The organism is Erwinia sp. INIA01 (assembly GCF_025947915.1).
GTDB classification, from domain to species: domain Bacteria; phylum Pseudomonadota; class Gammaproteobacteria; order Enterobacterales; family Enterobacteriaceae; genus Erwinia; species Erwinia coffeiphila.
On sequence record NZ_JAPDNC010000003.1, the window covers coordinates 502,427 to 522,709 of the forward strand.

16 protein-coding genes are annotated in these 20,283 nt (G+C 54.6%); 8 read left to right on the forward strand and 8 right to left on the reverse strand.

Going from position 1 to position 20,283, the window contains the following annotated elements:
• Nucleotides 1-58 precede the first annotated feature (58 nt).
• The 3 genes from greB to OMR58_RS07775 all read right to left on the reverse strand — a co-directional run bounded on the left by greB (nucleotide 59) and on the right by OMR58_RS07775 (nucleotide 4,706).
• Nucleotides 59-538, reverse strand: a complete 480-nt coding sequence (gene greB / locus OMR58_RS07765; protein WP_105594056.1) for a transcription elongation factor GreB — start codon at nucleotides 536-538, stop codon at nucleotides 59-61.
• Nucleotides 539-680: 142 nt separating this feature from the next.
• Nucleotides 681-3,473, reverse strand: a complete 2,793-nt coding sequence (locus tag OMR58_RS07770) for a TonB-dependent receptor domain-containing protein (RefSeq protein WP_200560902.1) — start codon at nucleotides 3,471-3,473, stop codon at nucleotides 681-683.
• A 255-nt stretch (nucleotides 3,474-3,728) separates the two neighbouring features.
• Nucleotides 3,729-4,706: a helix-turn-helix transcriptional regulator gene (locus OMR58_RS07775; RefSeq protein WP_264545629.1), complete on the reverse strand. Its 978-nt coding sequence runs from the start codon at nucleotides 4,704-4,706 to the stop codon at nucleotides 3,729-3,731.
• A 414-nt stretch (nucleotides 4,707-5,120) separates the two neighbouring features.
• On the opposite strand from OMR58_RS07775, the gene ompR reads away from it, so the two are divergent.
• Both ompR and envZ read left to right on the forward strand, forming a co-directional pair.
• Nucleotides 5,121-5,840 (forward strand): osmolarity response regulator transcription factor OmpR, encoded by a 720-nt coding sequence (gene ompR / locus OMR58_RS07780; RefSeq protein ID WP_001157751.1) that lies wholly within the window; start codon nucleotides 5,121-5,123, stop codon nucleotides 5,838-5,840.
• Nucleotides 5,837-7,201 (forward strand): two-component system sensor histidine kinase EnvZ, encoded by a 1,365-nt coding sequence (gene envZ, locus OMR58_RS07785; RefSeq protein ID WP_105594053.1) that lies wholly within the window; start codon nucleotides 5,837-5,839, stop codon nucleotides 7,199-7,201. Before ompR ends, envZ begins: the two co-directional genes overlap by 4 nt.
• 43 nt (nucleotides 7,202-7,244) lie before the next feature.
• Here the strand turns inward: envZ and pckA are convergent, their stop codons facing one another.
• The 4 genes from pckA to OMR58_RS07805 all read right to left on the reverse strand — a co-directional run bounded on the left by pckA (nucleotide 7,245) and on the right by OMR58_RS07805 (nucleotide 12,944).
• Nucleotides 7,245-8,864, reverse strand: a complete 1,620-nt coding sequence (gene pckA, locus OMR58_RS07790) for a phosphoenolpyruvate carboxykinase (ATP) (protein WP_200560901.1) — start codon at nucleotides 8,862-8,864, stop codon at nucleotides 7,245-7,247.
• A 520-nt stretch (nucleotides 8,865-9,384) separates the two neighbouring features.
• Complete coding sequence (hslO, locus tag OMR58_RS07795) at nucleotides 9,385-10,263, reverse strand: Hsp33 family molecular chaperone HslO (RefSeq protein WP_264545630.1); 879 nt, start codon at nucleotides 10,261-10,263, stop codon at nucleotides 9,385-9,387.
• A 23-nt stretch (nucleotides 10,264-10,286) separates the two neighbouring features.
• Entirely contained in the window at nucleotides 10,287-10,688 is a 402-nt protein-coding gene (gene hslR / locus OMR58_RS07800) for a ribosome-associated heat shock protein Hsp15 (protein ID WP_105594048.1), read from the reverse strand.
• 117 nt (nucleotides 10,689-10,805) lie between these two features.
• A complete protein-coding gene (locus OMR58_RS07805) occupies nucleotides 10,806-12,944 on the reverse strand; it encodes an intracellular growth attenuator family protein (protein ID WP_264545631.1) in 2,139 nt (712 codons plus the stop codon).
• A 403-nt stretch (nucleotides 12,945-13,347) separates the two neighbouring features.
• On the opposite strand from OMR58_RS07805, the gene nudE reads away from it, so the two are divergent.
• Nucleotides 13,348-13,914, forward strand: a complete 567-nt coding sequence (nudE, locus tag OMR58_RS07810) for an ADP compounds hydrolase NudE (RefSeq protein WP_105594046.1) — start codon at nucleotides 13,348-13,350, stop codon at nucleotides 13,912-13,914.
• A gap of 82 nt (nucleotides 13,915-13,996) precedes the next feature.
• Here the strand turns inward: nudE and mrcA are convergent, their stop codons facing one another.
• Nucleotides 13,997-16,552, reverse strand: a complete 2,556-nt coding sequence (mrcA, locus tag OMR58_RS07815) for a peptidoglycan glycosyltransferase/peptidoglycan DD-transpeptidase MrcA (protein ID WP_200560898.1) — start codon at nucleotides 16,550-16,552, stop codon at nucleotides 13,997-13,999.
• A 117-nt stretch (nucleotides 16,553-16,669) separates the two neighbouring features.
• Between mrcA and pilM the strand changes: the two genes are divergently transcribed.
• From pilM to hofQ, 5 genes are read left to right on the forward strand one after another with little or no spacing between them, the layout of a single operon-like run.
• Nucleotides 16,670-17,497: a type IV pilus biogenesis protein PilM gene (pilM, locus tag OMR58_RS07820; protein WP_200560897.1), complete on the forward strand. Its 828-nt coding sequence runs from the start codon at nucleotides 16,670-16,672 to the stop codon at nucleotides 17,495-17,497.
• Nucleotides 17,497-18,042 (forward strand): PilN domain-containing protein, encoded by a 546-nt coding sequence (locus tag OMR58_RS07825; RefSeq protein ID WP_200560896.1) that lies wholly within the window; start codon nucleotides 17,497-17,499, stop codon nucleotides 18,040-18,042. The genes pilM and OMR58_RS07825 overlap by 1 nt, the downstream gene beginning before the upstream one ends.
• On the forward strand, nucleotides 18,035-18,532 hold the full coding sequence (locus OMR58_RS07830) for a HofO family protein (RefSeq protein ID WP_264545632.1): 498 nt from the start codon (nucleotides 18,035-18,037) through the stop codon (nucleotides 18,530-18,532). The genes OMR58_RS07825 and OMR58_RS07830 overlap by 8 nt, the downstream gene beginning before the upstream one ends.
• The gene (locus OMR58_RS07835; protein ID WP_264545633.1) at nucleotides 18,522-18,878 is read left to right on the forward strand and encodes a DUF2531 family protein; all 357 of its coding nucleotides are present in this window, start codon (nucleotides 18,522-18,524) and stop codon (nucleotides 18,876-18,878) included. Before OMR58_RS07830 ends, OMR58_RS07835 begins: the two co-directional genes overlap by 11 nt.
• Nucleotides 18,865-20,085, forward strand: coding sequence for a DNA uptake porin HofQ (hofQ, locus tag OMR58_RS07840; RefSeq protein ID WP_444861306.1), 1,221 nt, complete (start codon nucleotides 18,865-18,867; stop codon nucleotides 20,083-20,085). The genes OMR58_RS07835 and hofQ overlap by 14 nt, the downstream gene beginning before the upstream one ends.
• Nucleotides 20,086-20,283 lie beyond the last annotated feature (198 nt).

Sequence of the window (20,283 nt, forward strand, 5' to 3'; positions counted from 1 at the left end):
CGAAAAATGCCAACCCTGAGGCGGTGTAATCGTGATGCAACCGGTTATCGCCGCGTAATTAGGACTCTTCTATATAGCTGATATCGTTCACGTACCAGAGAGCGTCACCTACCGGGGTATGCACGGTGGCGGCATCGCCCACCTCTTTTTTCAGCAGCGCACGGGCCATCGGCGAGTCGATAGAAATATAGTCGTTGCGCCCGAAGATTTCGTCATAGCCGACGATGCGAAAGCGTTTGATGTCGCCGTCGTCGTTTTCCACCTCAACCCACGCGCCGAAAAACACTTTGCCATCCTGCTGCGGTGAGTAGTCGACAATGCGCAGCTGCTCCAGGCACTTGGTCAGATAGCGCACCCGGCGGTCGATCTCACGCAGGCGCTTTTTATTGTACTGGTAGTCGGCGTTTTCGCTGCGGTCGCCGAGGCTGGCAGCCCAGGTGACTTTTTTTGTCACTTCCGGGCGTTCTTCACGCCACAGGTAGTCCAGTTCCTGCTTCAGCAGGTTGTAGCCGCCGCGGGTGATCAGTTTGGTTTTCATCGTTAACCCATGCCGTAACCAGAGAAAACGCTATTTTGTGATGAGATGAGGCGGGGATGCAACCCACAGGGTGATGAGAAAGCAGCAGGGGGATGGATCTCCCCAAAAAAGAATCAGGCCGGGAATCCACCCGGCCATGCGATCAGAAGCGATACTCCATATTCGCCGTTAACGTGCGGCCCGGGTAGAAGTTGTAGCCCATGCTGGTCGGGGTGCCGTCCATCTGGTCGGTCAGGTTGGCCAGGTATACTCCCAGCTTCAAATCTTCCGTGGCCTGGTAGTTGGCAAACAGATCGACCTTAACGGTTTTTGGCCACAGGTTGGCGGTGAGCCAGCCGTCGCCATCGGGTAGCGGCAGCTGAGAATTTTGCTCCGCATAAGGACCGGCCTGCGCATCTTTGACATACCAGTAGGAAGCGCGCTGTTTACCGCGATATTGCAGGGTGGTTCCCAGCTCTAACTTACCGTGATATGGGGTGATTGCGGCGGTGATACTGCCCCGCACTGGCTCGATCAGGCTGGTTTCCATCCAGTTCCAGCCGGAATAGCACTGCGACCCGCCGTTGTCGCCGCCCTGGGTATAGATGGTGTCACCCGCTTCGTTATAGCTCTGATGATAGTAACTTCCGCTTGGCGAATTCGCGCTGCACATCTTATTGTCGTGGCGAAGTGGAACCGTCAAATTGCTGCGGATATAGAACAGCGGTTGTTTATATGCCAGATTAAATTCAAAACCCTGGCGGATCACGGCGTTGAGGTTATTCACGTTACCGACGCTCTGGCCGGTGCTGCCGCCACTTTCCCCGATAACATCATCACGCATCCATAGCGGACCGTAGCCGATATAATTTTTGATCCGGTTGCGATAGAAGCCCACGCCGGCGGTAAACTCATCCGCAGCGATAAACAGCGCAGGGCGGTGATAATTGACGCCCAGCTGTAACGACAGGTTTTTTTCCGGTTTCAGGTCGGGATTAACCAGAAATGCCTGCCGCATCCAGACTCCGGAAACATACATTTCACTGCTGGTGGGCGCGCGTTCACTGTAGCCCAATGAGGCGTAAGGAGTCAGCCCGGTATCCGCAAGGGTATACTGCACCGCGAGGTTGCCGGATTTCAGGTTGTAATGCTGTTTCTGATTATCGGTGACCCAGCGCGTGGTGCCTTCTTCTGGATCAATCTTCAGGTCATTGGTTTGGGTACTGAGATCCTGAAAAGCCAGATCGTAGGCTTGATTGTAGTCATAACCCTGCCCAACATAACCGTCGATCAATGTACCGAAACTGGCGATCGTGCCAGCCTTGCTGGTGTTACCGCTGCGATAGTGTGGGTCGTAGATCGTCATATCCACCCGCTGATAGCCCACCCCTGCGCTGATTTGTAGCGGGCCGTTATCATCGGTGCTTAGTGCCAGTGCAAGGCTTTTGGTGGTGGTGCGGGAATCGTTATCCCACTTTGGGATCGGGTAGTCGTAGCCCCAGCTCAGATACTGCTTGTGTAACGCATCCTCTTCGGTGAAGGCGTCGACCTTTTTCTTTTCGCTGCGGTATTCCACGCCGCTATCCAGCCGCCAGTCCCCGACAACCGGCAGGCTGAAATGGCTGCTGTTGGCCAGTTTGATGCCGTTGGACTTGTTATCAACGTTGTAGTGCATGTCCTGGTTATAAGCGTAAGAGCCTGCCGATCCCAGCCACCCCTGTTTACGCCGCTGCTGTTCGTGATAAATCTGCACGCTTGGATTGAACAGATCGGTGAACGCCGCCTGATACTTCAGGCTGAGCATCCGGCTGTCGAGATCGTTTTTTACCGACCAGGGGCTACTGCCCCATTCCGCTTCCGTACCGTCATTCAGCGCTTTCACGTTCGGCTGCTGATCGCTTTCATAGCGGGAATGGCTGGCGGAGGCGAACAGTTCCAGACTTTGGGTGGCCTCATCATTGAAGAAATGGCGCAGTCTCAGCATCTGTGAATCGGCTTTGCGCTCGGTGCCTTTTAATGCGCCGGATTTGGCCGCCTGCTGTAGCCATTGCAGGCGCTGCGGGGTAAGCATGCAGTTGCTCAGGCCGTCCTGATAGCCGCCTGAAATACCGTTGATGCTACCGTAGCGGCAGTTTTCTGCAGAATAATAGGTATTGTTTTGATCGTCAGAGAACTGCATGTTGGTAGCGTGAAAGCCATTCAACATTGCGCCCTGATTAAAATGGCTGCCGATGCGGTAGGCGTCGTTTTTACTGCGGGATACCCCCAACAGTACGTCCCAGTTTTCATCGCGCCCGGCGAGGAAAGCCGCTCCTGAGGGTTCCTGCCCGTTACCGTACTGGCTGAAGCCGGTGGAACCCCGTACCAGACCACCCAGATTTTTACCCGGGCGCAGCACGTCATCCATATCCAGATAGCGGAAGTTCACGCTGCCGCCAAGACTGCCCAGAGTACTGGTTGACGTGTTGACGCCACGGCTGACATCGATGGACTGCAGGAATAACGGCTCTACATAAATCGAACCGGTCTGGCCGATGTCTTTAGTGAAAGCGGTAAAGTTCTGTGAGACCCCTTCCAACTGCTGGGAAACGCGACCAAAACCGGCAACGCCCTGAATACCGATCGACACATCGGGGCGTGCATACAGGCTGTTCATCGAGGTCCCGGAGATTTGGTCCACGATGTCGCTCAGATGGCTGGCATTGCGGCGCTCAATATCTTTTCTGCTGGCTCCGGCGTTTATCCCGCTTTTAGGCGGCAGGGGGGCCGGGGTGCTTTCGGTCACGGTCAGGGTATCCGCAGGTGCCGATGTGGCAAGCTTTGCAGGCGATTCTGCTGAGCTATCTGCGGTGGTTTGCTGTGCCAGCGCCTGTCCGCCGGATAATGAAATCAGAGTAAGAAAGGTGATTTTGGTGAGAGTGCCGCCGTCTTTGGCCTCTTTACGATCCCGAGTCATGTCTTTATCAGCCTGTTAAGAAGAGGAATAACCTTTTGCATGGTTATGAAAATACGAGTGATAGTGATAATTAGAATTATTTCGTAATTGACTCGCACATTTTTTGCCGAAGCCAGGATGCTAGGGGAAGGCGAAAATCGCTGCTACCGCATTTCAGACAAAAGTTGTCTAATCCGGCAACATTTTTACATGTTGCTTACGCCGCGATGCGGGAATGTGGGGATTATTCTGTAGAAAATCGGGGTTAGATCGGGATTATTCCGTGGCGCGGTGGCCGTGGACCCAGCGCTTAGGGGAGATGCCAAAGGTGTTGCGAAACACTTTGCTGAAGTGACTGACGTTGGCAAAGCCCACCGCCTGGGCAGTATCCGTCACGTTAGCACCGGAAGAGAGCATTGCCAGCGCAACGTCAAGGCGGATTCGGGTCAGAGATTCGTGCACAGTGCTGCCGTAAAGCGCGTTAAAACCTGCCTGCAGTCGTTTTTCATTCAGCCCAACGGCCTGGGCCAGGGACTGCACGCTCCATGATTCATGATGACGATCTTCCAGCATGGCGCGCGCCTGCAGTAGTCGCAGGCGATCGGACGGAACCGCCTTCAGGGTTGAGGCACTGCCCTGCTCACGGGAACAGGTGTCCAGCATCGCGGCAATCGCCTCGCAGACTTTAGCGCAGAGAAAGACGTTTCTCGCTTTGCTGTCCAGATAGCTACACTGGGCAATCTCGGCGGCCAGCCTTTGCAGATTGCTAAAAATCGGCATCATCGCGACACTGGCATTGATATGCGGCATTACGCCGATTGCGGATTTCATATACCTTTGCACATCATCCATGTTCAGCCCGGTCAGGCCGCAAAGTGCCTCCGGCGTCAGATGAATATTCACCAGGCGAAATCCCTGTTCGGCAGTAAAAGTATCCCAGCCGGAGAGATGTTCTCCGGTGGCAGTCAGGCTGACGTAGCCGCCTTCAAGACGGAACCGCTCACCATTGTCAAAACCCGCTTCAATGCAGCCTTTTTGCAAAATACTCATTGAAAACGATGCGCCACCTTCGACCGGGAAAGTCCATGGCGCATCGGGTCGCCCGTTCATACAGCAAATATTGACCCCTTCCCGCGGATGATCCACCTGCATGATTCGCGCCCAGCTTTCGGGAATTGACAGCGCTTTCAGTTCCTTGAGTGCGGCGGGGTTATGCCGTTTTACACGAAAAAAACGCCTTGCAGTACCCGCCATTGACTCTTTCCCACTGTGAAATTAATTGGCAATTATCAGAATAAATTCAGCCCTGGCGTCAGCACGGAGGAGGGGGCTGCGGTGACATTATTGAATGTTAATGAGAATCATTATTGATGGTAACAGTCGCGAGGCAGAAGACAAGCTTTAATGCCCGATAATGTAAACCTGCGGTAGCATGATTCGAAACAGCGAACCTCTGAGGGATGAGCACTTTAGCCGCTGTTTGCGCTAAGAATTTTTTATTTACGTACGTGATCGGTAGCGCGTTTAACGAAGAATTTTAAGGATAACCTACTGTTTAATATGCTTTGTAACAATTTCAGCTACAATATAAACCATTATTGGCTGTTACATTCAGGCTTATTTTTCGAAAATATCAGCTTCAGGCAATAGCGCCTTGGGAGTATCGAAATGCAAGAGAACTACAAAATTCTGGTAGTAGATGACGACATGCGTTTGCGTGCGTTGCTGGAGCGTTATTTAACCGAGCAGGGTTTCCAGGTACGTAGCGTGGCGAATGCCGAGCAGATGGATCGCTTGCTGACCCGGGAATCCTTCCACCTTATGGTGTTGGACCTGATGCTACCTGGTGAAGATGGATTATCTATCTGCCGCCGTCTGCGCAGTCAGAGCAACCCGATGCCGATCATTATGGTGACGGCAAAAGGGGAAGAAGTGGATCGTATCGTTGGCCTGGAAATCGGTGCCGATGACTATATTCCAAAACCGTTTAACCCGCGCGAGCTGCTGGCCCGTATTCGTGCCGTGTTACGCCGTCAGGCTAACGAGCTGCCGGGTGCGCCATCTCAGGAAGAAGCGGTTATCGCCTTCGGTAAGTTTAAGCTGAACCTCGGCACCCGCGAAATGTTCCGCGAAGATGAACCCATGCCGCTGACCAGCGGTGAGTTTGCGGTGCTGAAAGCCCTGGTCAGCCACCCGCGTGAGCCGCTTTCACGCGATAAGCTGATGAACCTGGCCCGTGGCCGCGAGTACAGCGCGATGGAGCGTTCTATCGACGTGCAGATTTCACGTCTGCGCCGTATGGTGGAAGAAGATCCTGCGCACCCGCGTTACATCCAGACCGTTTGGGGCCTGGGTTACGTATTCGTGCCGGACGGCAGTAAAGCATGAGGCGAATCCGCTTCTCACCCCGCAGTTCATTTGCCCGAACCCTGTTATTGATCGTTACCCTGCTGTTCGTCAGCCTGGTAACGACCTATCTGGTCGTTCTGAACTTTGCCATTTTGCCGAGCCTGCAGCAGTTTAATAAGGTGCTGGCTTACGAAGTGCGCATGCTGATGACCGACAGGTTGCAGCTTGAGGATGGCACGCAGCTGGAAGTCCCGCCTGCGTTCCGTCGTGAGATTTATCGCGAGCTGGGCATTTCGCTGTACACCAATGCGGCGGCGGAAGAGAGCGGATTACGCTGGGCGCAGCATTACGAGTTCCTTAGCCAGCAGATGGCGCAGCAGCTGGGCGGCCCGACCGATGTGCGCGTTGAAGTTAACAAGAATTCCCCGGTTGTCTGGCTGAAAACCTGGCTGTCTCCGGATATTTGGGTACGTGTGCCGCTGACCGAAATACATCAGGGAGACTTCTCTCCGCTGTTCCGCTATACGCTGGCGATCATGTTACTGGCGATAGGCGGCGCATGGCTGTTTATACGAATACAAAACCGACCCCTCGTCGAGCTGGAGCATGCCGCCCTGCAGGTGGGTAAAGGCGTGATCCCGCCACCGCTGCGTGAATACGGTGCTTCTGAAGTCCGTTCGGTCACGCGTGCATTTAATCAGATGGCCGCAGGGGTCAAGCAGCTGGCTGACGATCGTACGCTGCTGATGGCCGGTGTCAGCCACGACCTGCGCACGCCGCTGACGCGTATTCGTCTGGCAACGGAGATGATGTCGGAGCAGGATGGCTATCTGGCCGAGTCGATCAACAAAGATATCGAAGAGTGTAATGCGATTATCGAACAGTTTATCGACTATCTGCGCACCGGGCAGGAAATGCAGTTTGAATACGCCGATCTTAACGGCGTGTTGGGTGAAGTCATTGCGGCAGAAAGTGGCTACGAAAGAGAGATTGAAAGCTCGGTGATGCCGGTCGAACTGATGGTCGATATCAACCCGCTGGCGATCAAACGTGCGGTAGCTAACCTGGTGGTCAACGCTGCGCGGTATGGTAACGGCTGGATTAAAGTCAGTTCAGGTCGGGAACTCCAGCGTGCCTGGTTCCAGATTGAGGACGATGGTCCGGGTATTGAACCCGATCAGCTTCAGCATTTGTTCCAGCCTTTCGTACGGGGTGACAGTGCCCGCAGTACCAGCGGAACCGGGTTGGGTTTGGCGATAGTGCAGCGCATTATTGATGCCCACCAGGGGGGACTGGAGATTGGTAAAAGTGAAAAAGGGGGCTTGTCGGTTCGTGCCTGGCTTCCCCTACCTGAGTTTCCTGCACCCGGTGCGGGTGGCCTGCCACAGCATCGTAGCTGATGAGTAGAAAATGGACCGCCATGCGGTCCATTTTTTTGCTTTTTTACAGCTTCGGTCCCGCTTTCACCAGCGCTGCACCGGCTTTAGTGTCGGTAAATTTATCGAAGTTATCGATAAACCGCTGCGCCAGGTCGCGTGCCTTCGCTTCCCACTTGGCTTCGCCGCCCCACGAGTGGCGAGGGTCCAGCAGGCTGGCATCGACGCCCGGCAGCGACAGCGGGATTTCCAGATTAAAGACGGGCAGCGTGACGGTATCGGCTTTATCAATCTCACCGCTCAGAATCGCATTGATAATCGCCCGAGTATCCTTCAGCGAAATACGTTTACCGCTGCCGTTCCAGCCGGTATTGACCAGCCACGCCTGCGCTCCGGCGGCTTCCATTCTTTTTACCAGCACCTCAGCATATTGGGTGGGATGCAGCGTCAGGAAGGCTGCACCGAAGCAGGCAGAGAAGGTTGGCGTTGGCTCGGTAATACCGCGCTCGGTGCCGGCCAGCTTAGCCGTAAAGCCGGAAAGGAAGTGGTACTGGGTTTGATCGGCCGTGAGACGTGATACCGGCGGCAACACACCAAAGGCATCAGCGGTGAGGAATATCACTTTTTTCGCATGGCCCGCTTTTGAAATGGGCTTGGCGATATTATCGATATGATAAATCGGATAAGAAACGCGGGTGTTTTCCGTCTTACTGCCATCGTCATAGTCAACCGAACCGTCAGCACGCACGACGACGTTTTCCAGCAGCGCGTCGCGGCGGATAGCGTGATAGATCTCCGGTTCAGCCTGCTCGGAGAGCTTGATGGTCTTCGCGTAGCAGCCCCCTTCGAAGTTAAATACGCCATCATCATCCCAGCCGTGCTCATCATCGCCAATCAGCCTGCGCAGCGGATCGGTGGAGAGGGTGGTTTTTCCGGTACCCGACAGGCCGAAGAACACCGCAACATCACCTTTTTCACCGACGTTGGCCGAGCAGTGCATGGAAGCAATCCCCTTCAGCGGCAGCAGATAGTTCATGATGGCGAACAGTCCTTTCTTCATTTCGCCACCGTACCAGGTACCGCCTATCAGCTGTATCTTCTCGGTCAGGTTAAACGCAATAAAGTTTTCTGAATTCAGCCCCTGCTGCTGCCAGTTCGGGTTGGTACATTTAGCTCCGTTCATCACCACGAAATCCGGCACGAAATTAGCCAGTCCTTCGTCATCCGGACGGATAAACATGTTTTTGACGAAGTGGGCCTGCCAGGCGACCTCAGTAATAAAACGCACGCTGAGGCGGGTATCCGCATTAGCACCGCACCAGGTATCCACCACGAACAGACGTTTGCCGGAAAGCTGCCGGGAAACTAACGATTTCAGCGACTGCCAGGTTTCCGGTGAAAGAGGGTGGTTGTCATTTTTACCTTTCCCTTCGTCACTCCACCACAGCGTGTCGCGGGTGGTGTCATCACGCACCAGGTATTTATCTTTCGGCGAACGGCCGGTAAAAATCCCGGTATCAACGGCAACTGCACCGGATTGCGTGACCGTGCCGCGCTCAAAGCCGGTTAAACCGGGTTGGGTCTCTTCCTTAAACAGCGTGTCATAATCGGGATTATGAACCACCTCAACCGTATCAGTGATGCCATAAGCGACGAGGTCCAGGCCGGTCAGGTCGTTAGTGCGCATATTACTGCTCCTTATCTCGGTTTTTTACTACAGCAAAGTGTAAGGGTATTTCGATTGCTTCACCGTGATAACCCGCAGGTTCCTGATGCGGGAGGGGGTAGCCATCACGATCGCGCGCAGTTTACTCCTCTCACCCGGGAGGGAAAGGAGCGGAAGACAGAAATGAGAGGAGGAGCATAAATCACTGAAAAGTACCGTAACGTAACGCATTAAAAGAGTGTTTATGGGATTTTAATGAGTGGTAAGTATTGATTAGATGGTTTTTTACCCGATGTCAGCGCAGTTCACTTTTCTACGACAGTGGATGACGGGAAACGACAACATCGGGTGAGTAGATTGACTTATTGCCATTGCATCACCAATACAGCGGAAGCGGATTTATAACCCGTTGTAGTACCGATGCTGATTGCCTCGACGTTGACTTTAAAATTGGATGTAACGAGGTTAAAAAGCCAAAAAAAAGAGCAGCTAACGTAGCTGCTCCTTTATATTTCAATGGATTATTATCCATTGCGGAGAATCAATGAACCTGTTCCGCCTCGCCCGCTGAACCATTGCGAATTGCTGCAATATCTACAGAATCATAAACATAATGGCTGCCGCAGTAGTCACAGTGCATATCAATCTGGCCATCTTCTTCCAGAATCTGATTCACTTCATCCTGCGCCAGGGAGAGCAGCACTTCACCACAGCGTTCACGGGAGCAGGAGCATTTGAAGACCACGCTTTGCGGATCGTAAACGGTCACCTCTTCTTCGTGATACAGACGCCACAGCACCTCGTTGGCCGGCAGGCCAAGCAGCTCTTCGGTTTTGATGGTTTCGGTCAGGGTGGTGAGGTGATTAAAGTCATCAAGACTTGCATCCTGAGCTGGCAGCACCTGCAGCAGGATTCCTGCCGTACCCGGTAAACCATTGTGCTCACCGGTACGAATAAACAGTCGTGTTGGCAGCTGCTCAGAACGCATGAAGTAGTCTTCCAGGCAGGCAGCAAGCGTATCGCCTTCCAGGCCAACCACACCCTGATAGCGTTCGCCTTCTTTCGGAGAAATGGTAATCACCAGGTAGCCGTTACCGACCATCTCTTTCAGGCTGCTGCCTTCAGCGATCTCGCCCTGAGTGCGGGCTACGCCGCGCATTTCCTGTTGATTATTCCCGTTGATCACTGCCAGATTCAGCGGACCGTCACCCTGTAATTGAACGGTAATATCGCCGTCAAATTTCAGCGTTGCGGTCAGCAGGCTGGTCGCTACCAGCAGTTCGCCGAGGAGCTGCTGCACCGGCTGCGGATAATCATGGCCGTCGATGATATCGCGCCAGGTCTGGGAAGCGGTGACCAGCTCGCCACGCACGGCGTGGTTTTCAAACAGGTAACGGTGCATTTGGTCTTGCTGGGACATAATTTTTCTCTCTTAATGGCGGATTACTCGTCGCCAGAATTTTTAAATTTCATCAGGTCACGGCGCTCTTTTTTATCCGGTCGCCGGTCAGGATGCGGCATGGTGAGCGCGTTCATTTTTCGCGCCAGTGCCACTTTTTCCCGTTTTTCAATGCTCTGTTCCGTTTCGCGGTACAGCAGCTGTGCTTCCGTTGCGGGGCCTCGCTTGTCGCTAACTGCCTGAATAACAACCGTACGTTCATCGTTACCCTGGCGCAGGGTCAGCTCAGCGGCCACTTCAACCAGTTTGCTGGGTTTGCTGCGCTGACCGTTGTAATGGACTTTGCCACCTTCGATCATTTCACGCGCGACGGCACGGGTTTTATAAAAACGCGCAGCCCAGAGCCATTTATCGAGTCTGACCCCTTCTGTGGGTTTTTCTTTCATCGCTGCTCCTGTCGGGAAGCCCCTTATGTATGGGCCAACCCCGTTACTTTCAAGCTGCAGATTGGTAAGCGTTGAGGCTGGTCATAAACAGCCTTAAAAATAGCACAGATGCGCGGGTCAAAACATTGGCCGCACGGAGCGGATATTACCCAAGGTATGATTAAGGCAGGTATCGTAATAACGCTGGATCTCCTGCAGGCGAATGCGATTGCGGTTCATCCTGCGTAGCGCTAACAGCAGATTGATCGTCACCATTGCCGCCAGGATCAGCAGCAGCAGACTGGTGCCAAGATAGCGCCAGAGAGTCACTGAATTCGGTTCGCTGTGAAGAGCAATATGCCGGGTCCCATTAGCATCCGTTGAGATATTGGTGACGATGCCGTTGGCGGTAAACGGCGTTTGCAGCAGCATACCGGCCAGCCGCCGCAACTCCGGCCACTGGTCGGGAGCGTTGTAATCAAACAGCGACACGGACGGTGCCGGGTGGCTGACCAGAGAACGGCCTTCATCGCTATAGATTAAAAAACCTCCCGGTGGCGGGCTGTTGAGCATCTCCGCGGCGCGGCGCGTTTCGCGATAGAAAAACGTTGATGTGGCGGTATTCACCAGATTTTCCAGCGCCTCGGCGCTGACCGGGCGCAGCAGGACGTTCATACCGCTCAGTGCCCCGGAATTGGCACGGCGCACCAGCGTGGTCCAGTCTTTGGCATTACCGAGGTTAACCAGCGCGTTTTTCAACCGTACGCAATCCAGCTTTTGGCTGCACAGGTCCTGAGTTTTCAGCACGATATCGGAAAAATCATCCAGCAGGATCATGCCGGATTTCTGAATTGCCGTGGCCAACTGCGGATTCAGCTTGGGGTCGGTGTTAGTCTGCGGATGGAGCTGCTGGCGAGTGGTATCCAGCAGTGCCGTTGCCTTATCGATAATATCCGACTGCGGCAGAGGCAGGGCCGGAGCGTTATTCCAGTAGAGTGCAGAACAATCAAACGGCATGAAAGCGTAGCTACGATTGCCCTGGTAGGCCGCAGGGATGGAACACATACCCGTCCCCTGAACCTTCAGACTGTCACCAATGTGCAGCGTTGTTTTTTCCAGATCGGCAATTCGGGTAACCTGTAAGCTGTCTGTACCTTTGATCCAGGCCATGCTGAGCTTAAGCGGCATACTCAAAGGGATAAGGGCAATCAACAGCACCATCACCACAAGTGAACAGCCGGCAAGCACGAGGTTTTTTCGCCAGCGCTGTATAGGGAAATTACGCACCTCATCCTGTAACGACAGAAAGCGCCCCTGACGAACAACATGCCGGTTAAGGTAGATATCAATTTCAGTCGTTTGCCCGAGATCCTGGGCCAGATAGTCCTGCCAGTGCGCGGGATAAATCAGATCAATACTGCCCAAAGAGATATTACTCGCCTGCCCCTGGTTTGATTCACCAAACAGCCCCCAGCGCTTTGGCGCACCCCTCAGGCAGTGTATTTCCCGCAGATCGCTGTCGGCAGGGCGACGGTAAAGGAACCATCCGCTCACCAGTATCATGGTTATTCCGGCCAGTACCAGCCACGGTGTCAGCATGATTGGGCTGATAAGGCTGAAGAAGAACAGCAGCAGCGCGGTGCCAATCACCAGCGCCTCGCGCGTACCTTCCGGGCGGCTGAGTGCATACTCTTCCGGGCTTTCTTTACGGACGCTGAGCAGTTCAATTTGTTCGCTTTCCGCTTTGCGGATGGAGGCATTCGGCGTCGTTGTTCGCAGCGCGGGCGCTAAAACGGGCATATCCCAGTTGTACTGAGTCAGCTGGTGCCCGTTCAACGAGATCACCAGTGGGATGGTCTGCGTTTTGATCAGCTCGACGTAGTTTTCGTCGGTAATGTACTGTTCCCACTGCGGCGGGAGGTGAACTTCGACCGAATCAAGATAGTAGCGCCACTTATGCGGTTCGTCCGTGGAGAGCCCGTAGCGTGTGATGGCACGCGTCACGGGATAGACGTTATTACTTTGTGAAGTCAGCACCAGCTGTTCCTGCGCGCTGCTGGCACCGGTAGGTAAGACGGTGGAACGGCTGCGGGCCAGAGATGACAGGTAGCGCTCAACGGCCGCGCGTTCTTCGTCGCTCAGCTTACGTTGGGGTGGGCTTAAGAATGGTAGAGGCTTAGCCAGCGGTGAGCGACGGCGTAGTGCATACCAAAATACACAACCCGCTACAATTGAGCAGGCCAGTATGGCAAGCAATATGCTAACTAGTGTGCCCATGCTTCCCTCATTCCTGCCACGGTGCTCCTGTTACGGTTCTGGCGAACGGCTTCGGTCATATCTAAACCAATGACGGTGGGCTCAGATTGTGCTGACAATCCGCGTTGAAATTATAAATAGTTATTAAAATCATAATGATAAAATAATAGCATGCCTTTCCTTGCCTAAATCTTACCAGGCATTTGCAGTATTAAGAATCGGTATAATCCTATTTCCCAGCACTAAGATTGACTTTTATTAAAAGATTTTCCTCATATTAACAATGATTTGTTATAAATAAGCAAAATGATCCGTGCGATGATTGGCATCCTGATGCGGCTACCGCACAATAGTGTAAATATGGTCAGCGTTCTGCCTTGTGCGGGCGATGACGTTTAATCTTCGGCTTATTCCTGGGGCCCTTATGACCAGACAATTACAGAAACCTGAAATCCTCAATGTTGAGGCCGTTGCCCGCTCGCGGTTGTTTACCGTTGAAGCCGTGGATCTGGTCTTCAGCAACGGGGCCCGCCGGGTATATGAGCGGATGCGTCCCTCCGACCGCGAAGCGGTGATGATTGTACCGATTATTGACGATCATCTGATCCTGATTCAGGAGTATGCCGTTGGCCTGGAAAGTTATGAACTGGGTTTCCCCAAAGGGCTGATTGATCCGGGTGAAACACCGTTTGAAGCAGCAAATCGCGAGCTGAAAGAAGAGGCAGGTTTCGGAGCACAGCAGCTTGAAACGCTGGGTAAGCTCACCATGGCTCCCTCCTATTTCTCCAGCAAGATGAACATTGTGGTGGCCGAGGGCCTCTATCCGGAAAAGCTGGAAGGGGATGAACCGGAGCCGCTGCCGCAGCTGCGCTGGCCTCTGGATAACCTGCTGGCTTTACTGGATGAGCCGGATTTTCGTGAAGCGCGTAACGTCAGTGCGCTGTTCCTTGTGCGTGAATGGCTGGTGAAGCAGGGGCGGCTCAGCTACTGACCGCCAGCGATCTTCTCGCTGTTCTGACCAAAAAAAGAAGCCGGATTAATCCGGCTTCTTCGTTTTAAGGCGTTAATATCTGTCAGAACAGTTCGTGGGTTTCGCCATTATCCATCAGCGTGGTGCCCACATCATGTACCGAGTATTCAGTCGGCTGAGTACCGTCGATAAAGTACTCCTGGCGAGTGTTGCCTCCGCCATTGGCCAGCTTGCCGGTGCTGCGATCGATGGTCACCGACACGATACCTTCCGGTGGCGTAAGCGGCTGTACCGGTACGCCATCCAGCGCTGACTGCATATACTCATCCCAGGCCGGTTGGGCACTCTTCGCTCCGCCTTCATAGCCGGAAATCTGATCTTTAATGGCTCCGGAAGCCGTCGTGCGGCCCAGATCGCGGCGATGATCGTCAAAACCTATCCATACCGACGTTACAACGCCCGGACCGTAGCCAGAGAACCAGGCATCCTTCGAACTGTTGGTGGTCCCGGTTTTCCCGCCGATGTCGTTACGCTTCAGATCGCGCCCGGCACGCCAGCCGGTCCCCATCCAACCCGGTTCACCAAAGATGTTTGAGTTCAGCGCGCTCTTGATCAGGAACGACAGCGGGGTATTGATGACGTGCGGTGCGTACTGCTGCTCGCCGTCCTGCTGAACCTGCTGCTGCGTTACCTGTTCCAGCTGAGGCTGCGGTACGGCATCGGTTTTCCCTTCCTGCGAAACCGCGACGTTTTCCACGCTGTCTTCGCTCAGTGCGACGGCTTTTTGCGTTTCACCGTAGATAACCGGCAGATTGCACTCCGGGCAGGCTACTTTTGGTTTCGCTTCAAACACCTTATCACCGGCTTCATTCTCGATGCGGGTAATGAAGTAAGGGTCAACCAGGAAGCCGCCGTTGGCCATTACTGAATAGCCGCGCACCATCTGTAACGGTGTGAAGGATGCAGAACCCAGCGCCAGTGACTCGGTATGGACAATGTTTTGCGACGGGAAACCAAAGCGCTGCAGGTATTCTGCCGCATAGTCAACGCCCATCGCGCGCATGGCACGAACCATCACCACATTTTTCGACTCGCCCAGCCCCTGACGCAGACGAATCGGGCCAGCGTAGGTGTTGGGTGAGTTCTTAGGACGCCAGTCGGCACCTGCACCGGCATCCCAGCGGGAAATCGGCAGGTCATTCAGGATCGACGCCAGCGTCAGCCCGCGATCCATCGCCGCCGTATAGAGGAACGGTTTGATGTTCGAGCCCACCTGGCGCAGTGCCTGGGTGGCGCGGTTGAACTTGCTCAGGGTGAAATCAAATCCACCGACCAGCGCCCGCACCGAACCGTCATGGGGATCGAGTGAGACCAGCGATGAGTTAACGTCAGGCACCTGCGACAGCATCCAGCCGTTGTCCGCCTGGCGAACCCAGATCTGCTGGCCCGGCTGCAGAACCTGATTCACGGCGCGTGGAGTTGCGCCCTGCAACGTATCGGATTTGAACGGGCGCGCCCAGCGAACGGCATCCAGATTCAGGTCCGTGGTGCTGCCATCGCGCATCTGTACCGTTGCGGAGTCGCTATTGCTCTGCGTAACAACCGCAGGGAACAGCGGACCGTATACCGGCAGAGACTTCAGCGTTTTCATAATCTCCGTTTTGCCCCAGGCCTGCTCACCGGCTTTCCACAGTTCGCTGGCCGGTCCGCGATAGCCGTGACGCATATCGTAAGCCAGCACGTTATCCTGCACTGACTTTTGCGCCGCCAGCTGCAGCTTGCGGGTGACGGTGGTATAGACCTTGTAGCCGTCGTTATAGGCATCTTCACCGTAACGTTTCACCATTTCCTGGCGCACCATTTCGGTCAGATACGGGGCAGAGAAGGCAATTTCCGGCGCGTGATAGTTTGCCACCAGCGGGGTATTGCGGGCCTCATCATACTGCGACTGGGTGATGTAATGCTGGTCCAGCATACGTGCCAGCACGGTATTACGGCGCTGCACGGCACGTTCATGGGAGTAAAGCGGGTTGAAGGTTGACGGTGCTTTTGGCAGACCGGCAATCATCGCCATTTCACTCAGCGACAGCTGATCGATATTTTTTCCGAAGTAAACCTGAGCCGCAGCGCCCACGCCGTAGGCGCGATAGCCGAGGTAGATTTTGTTCAGGTAAAGCTCAAGGATCTCATCTTTGCTCATCATCTGTTCGATGCGAACGGCAAGAAAGACCTCTTTGATTTTACGCAGCAGGGTTTTTTCCGGGCTGAGGAAGAAGTTACGCGCCAGCTGCTGAGTAATAGTACTGGCACCCTGTGAGGCATGACCGGAGACCAGCGCAATACTGGCAGCACGGAAAATACCAATCGGGTCGACACCGTGATGCTCATAAAAACGGCTATCTTCGGTGGCGATAAACGCCTTCACCATCGTTGGGGGGATTTGTTGCAGCGTCAGCGGGATACGGCGTTTTTCGCCGTACTGCGCGATAAGCTCGTTATCGGCACTGTAGACCTGCATTGGCGTCTGCAGACGCACATCTTTCAGCGTGGCAACGTCAGGAAGCTGCGGCTCTATGTATTTGTATAAACCATAGATCGAGCCAGCTCCCAGCAAGATGCAACACACTGCAAGGATCAATAAATACTTTACGAACTTCACCTGATATTTCCCATTAAGAGTCGATTGGGCAGTTTATAAACAATCGCGCGGTAGTATAAAGGCAAGCCAGTACCTTGGATACGTCCTTTTGTAACTGACGATAAGGAGATTTCGTCAATGGCTTTTCAGACATGGCAGGTCGGGTTGGATATACAAAACGGGCAGCTCTGCGCCATCGCTATCCAGCGCCGCCGCAACGGCTGGCAGCTGCGCCACTGGTGGCAGCATACGTTGCCGCAAGATACGTTAAGAAATGGCCTGGTGCAACGGCCAGAGATCCTCATCTCCATTTTGCAGCGCTGGCGCAGGCTGCTGCCATCGAGGATTGCGCTGCGCGTAGGATTCCCGCCCCAGCTGGTGATGCAGCGGCAGCTGAGCCTGCCCGCTACACACCTGCGTGAAGCCGCGCGTAGTGACTATATTCACGCGGCGGCAAAGCGTTTTTTCCCGATTGAGCCGGAAGCGCTGGCGCTGGATTTTCGCCTGAGCGACGGGGGCGAAAACCAGCTGACGTTAACCGCAACCCGCCGGGAAGCGCTACAGGGCTGGCTGGACTGCCTGCAGCAGGTTGGGCTGGTTCCGGATGTGATGGATCTGACGCCGTCGGCGCTCTCCGTGCTGGCCCGGGCACTGACGCTGGCACCCGATGCTTCGCTGGTACATCGGCTAAGCGACCACTGGCTGTGGTATTCGCCACAGCATGCTGAACGCCCCTGGGGATGGTGCCCGCGGGAAGATATTCCGGATTTTTCTGTACTTCAGCAGCGCTACCTGCCGCCGCAGAGCGCGGTTTGGTACAGCTCTGCGCTGGATGATGCGCCGCCGGAAGGGACCACGGCGCTTTCGCCTTTTACCGCCCTGCACTTTCTTCAGCCGCCGCTGCCGGTCTGCGGTGGGGCTTATACCATTGCGGCAGGGTTAGCATTACGCCCAGAGGATCGCTGATGGTTTGTATTAATCTGATGCCATGGCGAGACCGCCGACAGCGGCAGCAGTGGCAGAAATGGCGGCTGTTGGGGGCGCTGACGCTGGCGCTGATTTTCCTCGGTATGCAAAAAGGATACTGGCAGCAGCGGCTTAATCATCAGCGAGCGGAGCTGCTCAGCTTATGGCCCGTCGTACAGCAGGATGTTGCTGCTCTGCACAATCGTACTCTGGCGGCGCAAAAGCGGCTCGAACAGCTGCGAGAGTCACAACGACAGCAGATGCTACAGCGGCAGGATCTTTCCCGATGGTCGGCGTTTATCCAGCGGCTGAGTGCGGAAATCCCGCAGAATATCTGGCTGAGCGACCTGAAGAAGCATCAGCAGAGCGTTTCACTTAAGGGGTTCAGCCGCAGTATCGCCGAGCTTCATCATTTTCGCGACCGGCTGCATCAGCAACAGGAAATACCGTCCGTAAAGCTTGGCGCTCTTCGTCGTGAGTCGTCTGCCGATGTGAGTTTCAGTATGCAACTCACGCTGGGTAACAAGGATTGGAACAATGAGTAATCGCTGGCTGGCGGGGTGGCTGGAAGCGGATATCCGGCTTCGCATGTTCAGCGTTATCGGCGTGGGGGCACTAATGGCACTGCTGATGTGGCAGTTCTGGCTATACCCGGCCGGGCAAAAATCGCACCAGCTGGACAAACAGGCTGACGAGTCTGTATCTCGCTATCAGCAGCGAATTGCGGTACTGCGCCGTCTGCCGCCACTTTCAACGCTGGAAAAGCAGATTGAACAGATGGGTGAGCAGGCTGCTGTGGAAGATAACCATCATTTCTCTTTACCTGCACTGCTGGCAGCCTGCGGCGGGGAGCTTGAACACTGGCAACCGAATGAACGCGGCGGTGAACTGTCGATTTCTCTTCGCTGGCAGCAGTTTACCGATCTTCTCGGCTATCTGATGACGTTGAGACCAGCGGTAACGATCCCTTTGATGACGCTACAGGGGCAATCTCCACGGTTACATTTGCTGATTCAACTTCACTATGAAATTTAGCGCACTGTTGTTTTTACTCCTGGCGATGGATGTCGGGGCAAGGGACCCGTTTTTACCCGCCGGTGCGGGGCGTTGCCCGGCAGGCAATGCGGTTACGGTGCCCTGGCGGCTTCAGGGCATTATCGGGCGGCCGGATCGCTTTGAGGGCTGGCTGATCTCTCTTTCAGGAAAGCGGCTGCACGTCAGCGTTAACGATTGGCCTGCTGGGGCGGGGTGGCAGGTTAAGCATATCGATCTGCGGGGCATCACCCTGACAGATGAACAGGCCTGCCAGCCACTGCAGAAGCTGACATTTAAAGGAGAACATCTTGTTAAGGAAAATAGCGTGGGTGTTGATTCTGATTAGCGGGTTGTGCAGAGGCGCAGCGCCCATCTCTCTGGCATTTGAAGATGCACCGATAGGCCAGGTATTACAGGCTCTGGCAGAGTACCAGCAGCTGAACCTGATGGTGGCTCCTGAAGTAGACGGTTCGCTGACGCTGCGGCTGCACGATGTTCCATGGCAGCAGGCACTGGAGCTGGTGATGAAAATGGGCAGGCTCAGTATTGAACGGGAAGGCAACGTGATGCTGGTGTTCCCGGAAGAGCGTGAACAGGAGAAACAGCAGCGTGCAGAGGCAGAGCGGGAAGCCGCAGAGCTGAACAGCCCGCTGCATACGAAGACTGTGATGTTCAAATATGCCGATGCTGCTGCGTTAAATACCAGCCTGCAAAATGAGCGCAGCAGGCTGATGACCGCACGTGGCAGCGTGACCTTAGATACCCGTACCAATGCGCTTTTACTTCGCGATACCCAGAAGGCGCTGGATCAAACCATCCGCTGGCTGCAGCAGCTGGACGTGCCGCTGGAACAGGTTGAGATCGCTGCACAGATTGTCACTATCAGCGAAGAGAGCCTGCGTGAGCTGGGGGTGAACTGGGGGCTGAATGGCGAAGAGCAGGTCGCCGGTGCGCTGCGCGCCAGCCAGCTTCGCGTGGATCTTGGCGTTGCGCGCCCCGCAGGTATGCTGGGATTGACCCTGGCGAAGCTGGACGGACGGCTGCTGGATCTGGAATTAAGCGCGCTGGAACGCGAACACCAGGCAGATATTATCGCCAGCCCGCGCCTGTTCACTTCCCATCAGCAAACGGCCAGCATTAAACAGGGAACCGAGATCCCTTACGAAGTGGCTACCGGTAACAGTGGTTCAACGACCATGGAATTTAAAGAAGCGGTGCTTGGGATGGAAGTGACGCCCGTGGTTCAGGGCAACGGCCGGATTTTACTGAAGCTGCACATCAGCCAGAATGTGCCGGGCCGCACCATGCGCAGCGGCGAAAACGAGGTGCTGACGATTGATAAACAGGAAATCGATACGCAGGTGGCGCTAAAGGACGGGCAGACGCTGGCGCTGGGTGGTATTTTCCAGCAGCAGAGTGCCACCGGGCAGACTCGGGTTCCTCTATTGGGGGAAATTCCGTTGCTGGGTGGACTGTTTCGTCACAGCGTACGGGAGCAGAAAAGGAGAGAATTAGTGATCTTCATCACACCTCGGCTAATTCGAAGTGATTAAGGATTTTTGCGACAAAAAACATAGGCAGTATGTTTTTTCCTGAATTGGTTACGGTTGCGTTTGACGCAAGGGCTGAATTAGCTTACAAGGTTTAGCGATTTTGAATATCAGGCCTGTGGCCTTAAGTAGCGAATACATTTTAACCGTTTTTTATCGCGCGCAAACGGCGTAGCCGATGCAACCATATCCGGCTGATAA

Excerpts from the sequence above, each read along its gene's own strand:
- OMR58_RS07835 (WP_264545633.1), top strand. The coding sequence starts at position 18,522 with ATGAAATTTAGCGCACTGTTGTTTTTACTCCTGGCGATGGATGTCGGG.
- hslR (WP_105594048.1), bottom strand. The coding sequence starts at position 10,688 with ATGAAAGAAAAACCCACAGAAGGGGTCAGACTCGATAAATGGCTCTGG.
- ompR (WP_001157751.1), top strand. The coding sequence starts at position 5,121 with ATGCAAGAGAACTACAAAATTCTGGTAGTAGATGACGACATGCGTTTG.
- envZ (WP_105594053.1), top strand. The coding sequence starts at position 5,837 with ATGAGGCGAATCCGCTTCTCACCCCGCAGTTCATTTGCCCGAACCCTG.
- pilM (WP_200560897.1), top strand. The coding sequence starts at position 16,670 with ATGGCTTTTCAGACATGGCAGGTCGGGTTGGATATACAAAACGGGCAG.
- nudE (WP_105594046.1), top strand. The coding sequence starts at position 13,348 with ATGACCAGACAATTACAGAAACCTGAAATCCTCAATGTTGAGGCCGTT.
- pckA (WP_200560901.1), bottom strand. The coding sequence starts at position 8,864 with ATGCGCACTAACGACCTGACCGGCCTGGACCTCGTCGCTTATGGCATC.
- OMR58_RS07775 (WP_264545629.1), bottom strand. The coding sequence starts at position 4,706 with ATGGCGGGTACTGCAAGGCGTTTTTTTCGTGTAAAACGGCATAACCCC.
- hslO (WP_264545630.1), bottom strand. The coding sequence starts at position 10,263 with ATGTCCCAGCAAGACCAAATGCACCGTTACCTGTTTGAAAACCACGCC.
- OMR58_RS07805 (WP_264545631.1), bottom strand. The coding sequence starts at position 12,944 with ATGGGCACACTAGTTAGCATATTGCTTGCCATACTGGCCTGCTCAATT.
- OMR58_RS07770 (WP_200560902.1), bottom strand. The coding sequence starts at position 3,473 with ATGACTCGGGATCGTAAAGAGGCCAAAGACGGCGGCACTCTCACCAAA.
- OMR58_RS07830 (WP_264545632.1), top strand. The coding sequence starts at position 18,035 with ATGAGTAATCGCTGGCTGGCGGGGTGGCTGGAAGCGGATATCCGGCTT.
- OMR58_RS07825 (WP_200560896.1), top strand. The coding sequence starts at position 17,497 with ATGGTTTGTATTAATCTGATGCCATGGCGAGACCGCCGACAGCGGCAG.
- greB (WP_105594056.1), bottom strand. The coding sequence starts at position 538 with ATGAAAACCAAACTGATCACCCGCGGCGGCTACAACCTGCTGAAGCAG.